At 72.4% G+C, this 8,259-nt stretch carries 5 protein-coding genes; all 5 read right to left on the reverse strand.

Annotated elements, in window-relative coordinates:
• Positions 1-101 precede the first annotated feature (101 nt).
• Positions 102-1,397, reverse strand: a complete 1,296-nt coding sequence (locus NS331_RS14520) for an Hsp70 family protein (protein WP_058642694.1) — start codon at positions 1,395-1,397, stop codon at positions 102-104.
• Between the two features lie 168 nt (positions 1,398-1,565).
• The gene (locus NS331_RS14525; protein ID WP_058642695.1) at positions 1,566-3,746 is read right to left on the reverse strand and encodes a phosphocholine-specific phospholipase C; all 2,181 of its coding nucleotides are present in this window, start codon (positions 3,744-3,746) and stop codon (positions 1,566-1,568) included.
• A 46-nt stretch (positions 3,747-3,792) separates the two neighbouring features.
• On the reverse strand, positions 3,793-4,014 hold the full coding sequence (locus NS331_RS14530; protein WP_058642696.1) for a hypothetical protein: 222 nt from the start codon (positions 4,012-4,014) through the stop codon (positions 3,793-3,795).
• 71 nt (positions 4,015-4,085) lie between these two features.
• Positions 4,086-6,335, reverse strand: coding sequence for a phosphocholine-specific phospholipase C (locus NS331_RS14535; protein WP_058642697.1), 2,250 nt, complete (start codon positions 6,333-6,335; stop codon positions 4,086-4,088).
• Between the two features lie 13 nt (positions 6,336-6,348).
• Positions 6,349-8,259 (reverse strand): LamG-like jellyroll fold domain-containing protein (locus tag NS331_RS14540; RefSeq protein WP_242873755.1); only part of this gene is annotated, 1,911 nt, incomplete at its 5' end.

Here is an 8,259-nt window from a genome sequence, read left to right on the forward strand (position 1 = left end):
CGCGGAACCGGCTTTGCCGGGCCGGGGGGTGCGCCCCCCTCCAAGCCGAAGGCGCGAGGGAGGGGGGAGCCGCGAAGCGGCATGGGGGGTGCTTTTTTACCTCAGCCGAACAAGCGCCGCGCGTGCAGCCCGAGACCGCGGGCCACGCTCGACTCCCGATCGCCATGCACCGCCCGCGCGCCGGGCACCACCTCGGCGATGCGCGCCGTGAGCGCGGCCAGGCCCGTGGAGCCGCCGGTGAAGTAGAGCGTGCGCACGTCCTGCGCCGTCACGCCGGCCAGCGCCAGCGTCTCGCGGGCGGCGTCGGCGATGCGCTGCAGGTCGGCGTCCAGCGCCTGCAGGGCCTCGGTGGCGTCCAGGGCCGTGGCCAGGCCGGGCTCGATCAGGTCCAGCGGCAGCGCGGCGGCACCGCCCTCGGCCACCGCGATCTTGGCGGCCTCGGCCCGCGCCAGCAGCGCATGGCCCAGCCGCTGCTGCACCACCTGCATCAGCCGCGCATGCAGCCGCGCGTCGGCATAGAAGCTGCGCATGCGCTGCAACTCCAGCACGCGGTTGGTGGCGTACACGCCGTTGATCAGGTGCCAGGTGGCGAGGTCGAAGTACACCGTGCTCGGCACCTCGCGCGGCCGCTCGCCCGGCCGCGCGGGGCCGGCGGCGCGGTAGCCGCACAGCGGCAGGATGGCCGCCAGGTCCAGCCGGCGGTCGAAGTCGGTGCCGGCCACGTGCACGCCGTGGTTGGCCAGGATGTCGTCCCGGCGGTCCAGCCGGGCGCGCCGTTCGGGGCCGACCCGCACCAGCGAGAAGTCGGAGGTGCCGCCGCCGATGTCGGCCACCAGCACCAGCTCTTCCTGCGTGACCGACTGCTCATGGTCCAGCGCCGCGGCGATGGGCTCGAACTGGAACTGCACCTCCGCGAAGCCCACGGCCCGCGCCGCCGCTTCGAGCGAGGCCTGCGCCTGCGCGTCGCGGGCCTCGTCCTCGTCGACGAAGCGCACCGGGCGGCCGAGCACCACGCGGGGCAGCGGCGCCTGCGCCGCGGCTTCGCCCAGGCCGCGCAGGTGGCGCAGGTAGTCGCCGATCACGTCGAGGTAGCGCACCGCACGGCCTTCGCCGACCTCGGTGGACTGCTCGGCCAGGCCCGAGCCCAGGATGCTCTTCATCGAGCGCATCAGCCGGCCTTCGCGCCCCTCCACATAGGCGGCGAGTGCGGCGCGGCCGTACAGGCGGCGCGGCGCCTCGTGGCCCGCCAGGTCCTCCACGTCGTAGAACACGGTGGTCGGCATGGTGGGCCGCCCGTCCTCGACCGGCACCAGGCGGGCGCTGCCGTCGGCCTGCGGCAGGGCGATGGCGGAGTTGGACGTGCCGAAGTCGATGGCGCAGCAGGACGGGGCGGTCATGGCAGGGGCGGGCAAAGGGCGCGGATTCTAGGGGCAGTCCCCCGATCGCGCGCCGTTGTGCGTGCCCCCATCCGTTCGGACTGAGCCTGTCGAAGTCCCGGGCCGGCGCTTCGACAGGCTCAGCGCGAACGGAATGCGATCGGCCTTCACCGCCCGTTCGGCGCGACCTCAGAACTCCGGCAGGCCCATCGCCGGATCGCTCACCGACGGCTGGCCGGTTTCCACCCGGCCGGCGAAGCGGCGGTAGAAGCTCGGGTCGGTGCTGCTGCTGACGGTGAAGTCGTACCAGCGGCCGCTGCCGGCCAGGTCCCAGCGCTGCTCGGCGGTGGCGCCGGCGGCGACGGTGGCGGTCCACGGGCCGTCGTCGCGGTAGGCCTTGGCGCGGAGGGTGAAGCCGGCCGCGCCGCTGCCGCCGTTGAGCATCTTGAGGTAGACGTTGCCGTTGGCGATGTCGTAGCAGACGCGCACTTCGGGGTTGGGCGCGCCGCCGGCGCGCAGGCGGTTCAGGTCGCCGCGGAAGTGGCGGTGGAAGCCGTTGGGGCCCAGCACCCACAGGTCGTACAGGCCGGCGTTGTCGGTGGCGGCGGCCCAGCTGTCTTCCAGCTGCTTGCCGGCTTCGACCATGTAGCGGCGCGGCAGGCGGTCGAGGTTGAGCTTGTCGTAGACGTGGAACACCGCCGCCTGCCTGCCCGTGTTGCCGAAGATCAGCCGCACGGTGCCGGCGGTGGCGTCGGCGCGGGCGCTGGTGTGCAGCTCGTAGGGCAGGGCGCGCGAGGGCCGGGTGCCGGTGGCCTGGCGCGGCAGCTGCTGCGTGGTGGGCGGCACGATCTGCGCCAGGGCCTGCTGCTGGGCGCGCAGCTGGTCGGCCTCGTCCTTGCCCTTGCGGCCGGCCAGCACGGGCAGGGCCTCGTTGTTGGGATTGGCGAAGTTGAAGGCGCTGGTCAGGTCGCCGCAGACGGCGCGGCGGAAGGGGCCGATGTTGGGCTCCATGACGCCGAAGCGCAGCTCCAGGAAGCGCAGCACCGAGGTGTGGTCGAAGACCTGGGAGTTGACCCAGCCGCCGCGGCTCCACGGTGAGATCACGTACATGGGCACGCGCACGCCGGGGCCGTAGACCTTGCCGTCGGGCAGCGGCTGGCCGGGCGAAGCCACCGGGTGCGTGAAGCGCTCGAAGGCCACGTCGGCATCGGACAGCGTGGTCTTGCCGGCGAAGGTTCCATCGCCGTTGGGCGAGGGCGCGGAGGGCGAGGGCACGTGGTCGAAGTAGCCGTCGTTCTCGTCGAAGTTGACGAAGAGCACGGTCTTGCTCCACACCTCGGGCACGGCGGTGAGCGCGTCCAGCACCTCCTGGATGTACCAGGCGCCCTGCACCGGGCTCGACGGGCCGGGGTGCTCGGAGTAGGTGGCCGGCGCCACGATCCACGACACCTGCGGCAGCTTGCCGTTCTTGATGTCCTGCTTGAAGGTGCCCAGCAGGCCGCCGTCGGGCATGGTGTTGGCGATGCCCTTGTAGAGCGGGTTGCCGGCGTTGTCGCTGGCCGGGTCGTAGGCGGGCGAGGCGGCGTCGTTGCTCACCGGCTTGCCCGAGGCCTCGTTGGCTTTGCGGTACTGCACGAAGCCGGCCAGCGGGTTGTCGGTGAAGTTGTCGGGCATGAACTGGTAGACCATCCAGCTCACCTTGGCCGCCTCCAGCCGCTCGGGGTAGGTCTTCCAGGTGTAGCCCTGGGTCGAGGGGCCGATGTCGTCCCACACGTTCACCACCGAGGCCACGTTGGCACCGGTGGGGCCGTTGGTGCCGGTCCACAGGAACATCCGGTTGGAGTTGGTGCCCGTGTGCATCGCGCAGTGGTAGGCGTCGCAGATCGTGAACGCGTTGGCCAGCGCGAACTGGAAGGGCAGCTCCGCCTCCTTGTAGTAGCTCATGGAGGCCGTGTTCTTGTAGCGTGGCCACTGGTACATGCGCCCGCCGTCCCAGGCGTTCTGGCCGTCGGTCCAGGAGTGCGGCGTGCCGCTGACGCGCTGGGCGTTGCCCTTGCTGCCGTCCAGGTAGTAGGGCAGCACCGGCTTGCCGTTGGCATCGGACTGCTGCCACACGTTCAGGCCCTTGGGCAGCGGAATGGTGAAGCGGTCGCCGAAGCCGCGCACGCCCATCAGCGTGCCGAAGTAGTTGTCGAAGGAGCGGTTCTCCTGCATCAGGATGACCACGTGCTCGACGTCCTTGATGGTGCCGGTGACGTTGTTGGCCGGAATGGCCAGCGCCTTGCGGATGCTGGGCGGAAAGGCCGCCAGCGTGGCGGCGGCGATGCCTGAGGTGGCCGAGGCCTGGAGGAATTTGCGACGGGAGTTCATGGGTGCGGGTCGTCGTGGGTCTGCGGGTTGTCCGGGCGGGTCGAACTCAGGGCGCGCAGCGCATCTCGGGCGCCTTGCTGCCGTCGCCGGCGGGCGGCGGGGTGGTGCCGGTGTTGCCGGCGGGCGGCGTGCTGCCGGCGCCGGTGTTGCCGCCGGCCGAGGGCAGGAAGCCGCCGCCGCCGCTGCTGCCGCCGCAGGCGGTGAGGGCGGCGCAGGCGGCCAGCACGGCGAGGCCGGTGCGCAGGGAGAAGGCGAAGGTGTGGGACATTGTGGTGGGCTCGTGGTCGGAAGAAGGCGGGGGAAGGCGCCGCGGCGGGCGCCGACGAAGGAATGGGGCGCTCAGCGCTCGCCCAGGCCCATGGCCGGGTCGCTCACCGACGGCGCGCCGGTCTCGACGCGGCCGGCGAAGCGGCGGTAGAAGCGCGGGTCGCTGCTGGCGCTGACCTCGAAGTCGTACCAGCGTCCGCTGGCCGACAGGTCCCAGTGCAGCTCGGTGCTGGCGCCGGGCGCGAGCGTGGCCGTCCACGGGCCGTCGTCGCGGTAGGCGCGGGCGCGCACGGTCAGCGTGCAGGCAGCGGTGCCGTCGTTGCGCATGCGCAGGTAGACGTTGCCGTTGGCGACGTCGTAGCAGACGCGCAGCTCGGGCCTGGCGGTGCCCGCCGCGCGGCTGGCGCCCAGGTCGCCGCGGAAGTGGCGGTGCCAGCCGTTGGGCCCGAGCACCCACAGGTCGTACAGGCCCGCGTTGTCGGTGGCGGCGGCCCAGCTGTCGTCGAGCTGCTTGCCGGCCTCCACCATGTAGCGGCGCGGCACGCGGTCGAGGTTGAGCTTGTCGTAGACGTGGAACACGGCCGCCTGTTTGCCGGTGTTGCCGAACAGCAGCCGCACGCTGCCGGCGGCGGCGTCCACGCGGGCGCTGGCGTGCAGCTCGTAGGGCAGGGCGCGCGAAGGCCGGGTGCCCGCGGGCTGGCGCGGCAGCTGCGGGTTGGCCGGCGGGGTGATCTGCGCCAGCGCCTGCTGCTGGGTGCGCAGCTGGTCGGCCTCGCTGCGCGACTTGCGGCCCGACAGCGTGGGCAGCGGCTCGCCATTGGGGTTGACGAAGTTGAAGGCGCTGGTCAGGTCGCCGGCGACGGCGCGGCGGAAGGGGCCGATGTTGGGCTCCACCACGCCGAAGCGCTGCTCCAGGAAGCGCAGCACCGAGGTGTGGTCGAAGACCTGCGAATTGACCCAGCCGCCGCGGCTCCAGGGCGAGATCACGTACATGGGCACGCGCGGGCCGGGGCCGTACACGCGGCCGTCGGGCCTGGGCTGGCCGGTGCTGCCGGCGGGCGCGGGCTGGGTGAAGTATTCGGCCGCCAGGTCCGAGGCCGCCAGCGTGGTCTTGCCCGCGTAGCTGCCGTCGCCGTTGGGCGAGGGCGCCGAGGGCGAGGGCACGTGGTCGAAGTAGCCGTCGTTCTCGTCGAAGTTCACCAGCAGCACCGTCCTGCTCCAGACCTCGGGCACGGCGGTGAGCGCGTCCAGGATCTCCTGGATGAACCACGCGCCCTGCACCGGGCTCGAGGGGCCGGGATGCTCGCAGTAGATGGAGGGCGCGTTGATCCACGACACCTGCGGCAGCCGGCCCGCGCGCACGTCGCGGCGGAAGGCGTCGAGGTAATCCTCCGGCTTGCTGCCCGGCAGCGTGTTGGCGATGCCCTTGTAGAGCGGGTTGCCGGCGTTGTCGGTGGCCGGGTCGTAGGCGCGGTAGGGCGTGGCCTGGCCGCTGTTCGAATAGGGCTGGTTGGGCGCGCCGCCGCTGCTCACCGGGTAGGGCGACGCCAGGTTGGCGCGGCGGAACTGGCGGAAGGCGCCCAGCATGTTGTCGCCCCATTCGTCGGGCATGTTCTGGTAAGAGATCCAGCTGACCTTGGCGTCTTCCAGCCGCTCGGCATAGGTCTTCCAGGTGTAGCCGGTGTTGACGGCCGAAGCCCGGCCGTCCAGCCAGTCCCATTCGTTGGTCACGAAGGCCACGTTCTGCGCCGTGGGGCCGTTGGTGCCGGTGAGGTGGAAGGACCGGTTGGCATCCGTGCCCGTGTGCATGGCGCAGTGGTAGGCGTCGCACAGCGTGAAGGCATTGGCCAGCGCGAACTGGAAGGGCACCTCGGCTTCCTGGTGGTAGCCCATGGCCTTGGTGGTCTTGTAGCGCGGCCATTGCGCCAGGCGGCCGTTGTCCCAGGCCTTCTGGCTGTCGTCCCAGTCGTGCGGCGTGCCGCCGTCGCGCTGGGCGTTGCCCTTGCTGCCGTCCAGGTGGAAGGGCAGGATCACCTTGCCGCTGCCGTCGCTCTGCTGCCAGACGTTCAGGCCGTTCGGCAGCGGCACGGTGAAGCGGTCGCCGAAGCCGCGTACGCCCGGCAGCGTGCCGAAATAGTGGTCGAAGGAGCGGTTCTCCTGCATCAGGATGACGACGTGCTCGACGTCCCGGATGGTGCCGGTCGCGTTGTTGGCCGGTATGGCCAGCGCGCGGCGGATGCTGGGCGGAAAGGCGGACAGGGCCGCGGCGGCGCCGGCCGTGGTGGCCGAGGCGCGCAGGAAGTGGCGGCGGGTGTTCTTCATGGCCGTGGCTCCTTCAGCGCAGGGTGGACAGCGGCTGCGCCGACTTGAAGAGGCTGGCGATCTCGTCGGCCGTGAGGGCCCGGCGCCAGATGGCGAAGTCGTCGAAGTCCATCGCGCCGCGCGGCGAGCTGGTCTCGCGCTGGTAGTACAGGCCGGTGCCGTCCTCGTTGAAGCCGATGCCGTTCTTCAGGCCGCCGAGCTGGGCCACGAGGGCGGTGGTGAGCGTGGCGCTGCCGGTCTGCGTGCCGAGCGCGGGGTCGAGCACGTAGCCGGTCATCCTGAGGTTGGCCTTGTCGATGACCACCGCCACGTAGGCCCACTGGCCGGCGCTGAGCTTGTAGCCGTTGCTGTCGGCACGGCTGCCGCCGGCGCCCACGTTGAAGCGGATCTCGCAGCCCGAGAACAGGCCGATGGCCAGGCCCGCGTTGGCGCCGGTGGTGTAGTTCTTGTTGCCGATCACCGTGCCGCCGTTGCTCACGCCCTGGCTGCAGCTGGCGTCGGTGCGCAGCCAGAAGCCGAGGGTGTAGGCCGTCACGCTGCTGTCGGTGGCCACGTCGGTGCCCTGCAGCAGGCGGTAGCCCGACATGCCGCTGGCGTTCTTGATGGTGCTGTCCACCCGCAGTGCCTTGCCCTTGTAGGGCGCGACGAAGGGGTCGTCGCTCACCAGCGAGCCGGCGGCGGCGTCCGAGGCCCAGGGCGCCATCGTGGAGGCGCCGAGCGCATCGGTGGTGGGCAGCGCATTCAGCGGGTAGTAGGCCGCCAGGCCCTGCAGCAGTGCGGTGGACAGCGTGGCCGGCTTGACGTAGTTGATCTGCGCCTGCACGCCGGTGGCCGAGTCGCCGGCCACCACGGTGTAGCGGTAGGCATAGAGCCCGTCGGCGGCGGCCTGGATGGCGTCGGTGTAGCGGGTGCTGGCGGCGGGCAGCGTGGCGATCAGCGTGCCGTCGCGGTACACCTTGACCGGCACCTGCGTGCTGCCCGCCATCGTCCAGCTCAGCACCAGGCTGGCCTTGTCGGCACCGGCGGTGGCGCGCAGGTTGCGCACCGCGGTGGCGGCCTGCAGCGCGATGCCGTCGTAGCCGCGCTTGTCGAGCGCCGGCAGCGCGCCCAGGTGCTGCAGCACGGTGGGCGCGAGGTCGGTGGCGGCGGCGGCCTGCAGCAGCGTGGCCACGTCGGCCGGCGGCGCGTCGTTCACGGCGGGCAGCGAGGGCAGCGTTTTGTTGCTGGCGATGAACACCGTCTTGTCGGCCAGCGACTGGCTGCCGGTGGCCGTGCCGAAGGCATCGAGGCCGTGGTCCGCGGTCAGCAGCACCAGCCAGTCTTCCTGCGGGTCGTTGGCCTGGCGGCGGGCGATGGCGTCCAGCAGCTGCTGCACGCCGGCCGCGGTGGCGCCGACGCTGGCGCGGTAGGCGCTGCCCGCCAGCCCGTCGGTGGCGGCGCGGGCGGGGCCGGTGTATTCGGCGAGGGTGAGGTCGGTGCCGGCCTCGATCAGCTGGCGCGTGCGGGCGGTGACGCAGGCGTCGTCGCCGGTGCAGTCCACGCGGGCGTCGAGGGTGGGCGCCACGTCGGCGGCGGCGCCCAGGCTGGCGGCCACCGCGCTGCCCGTGACCAGGCCGGTGCGGTAGGCATAGGGCTGGGTGCGCAGGCGCAGCTGGGCCAGCAGCGTGGGCGTGCGCGCGGTGTCGATGCGCTGGTCGGCGGTGTCGAAGCCCACGCCGTGGCGGGCCCAGGTGCCGGTCAGCAGGGTGGCGACGGCGGGACCGGTGGTGGTGGGCTGGGCGCTGGGCGTGCCGGCGATGCCGCCCGTCCAGGCCGGCGCGGCGCGCAGGCTGGCGAGCGCGCCGCCGGCCTGGGCCTCGCGCAGGGCGGCGTAGGTCATGCCGTCGACCTGCACCAGCAGTACCTTCGGGCCGCTGCGGCCGGC

It is taken from the genome of Pseudacidovorax intermedius, from assembly GCF_001476815.1.
Taxonomy (GTDB): Bacteria; Pseudomonadota; Gammaproteobacteria; order Burkholderiales; family Burkholderiaceae_C; genus Xenophilus; species Xenophilus intermedius_A.

What these genes read in the sequence shown, in the direction of transcription:
- NS331_RS14520 (WP_058642694.1), bottom strand. Translation starts at nt 1,397, where the DNA reads ATGACCGCCCCGTCCTGCTGCGCCATCGACTTCGGCACGTCCAACTCC.
- NS331_RS14525 (WP_058642695.1), bottom strand. Translation starts at nt 3,746, where the DNA reads ATGAACTCCCGTCGCAAATTCCTCCAGGCCTCGGCCACCTCAGGCATC.
- NS331_RS14530 (WP_058642696.1), bottom strand. Translation starts at nt 4,014, where the DNA reads ATGTCCCACACCTTCGCCTTCTCCCTGCGCACCGGCCTCGCCGTGCTG.
- NS331_RS14535 (WP_058642697.1), bottom strand. Translation starts at nt 6,335, where the DNA reads ATGAAGAACACCCGCCGCCACTTCCTGCGCGCCTCGGCCACCACGGCC.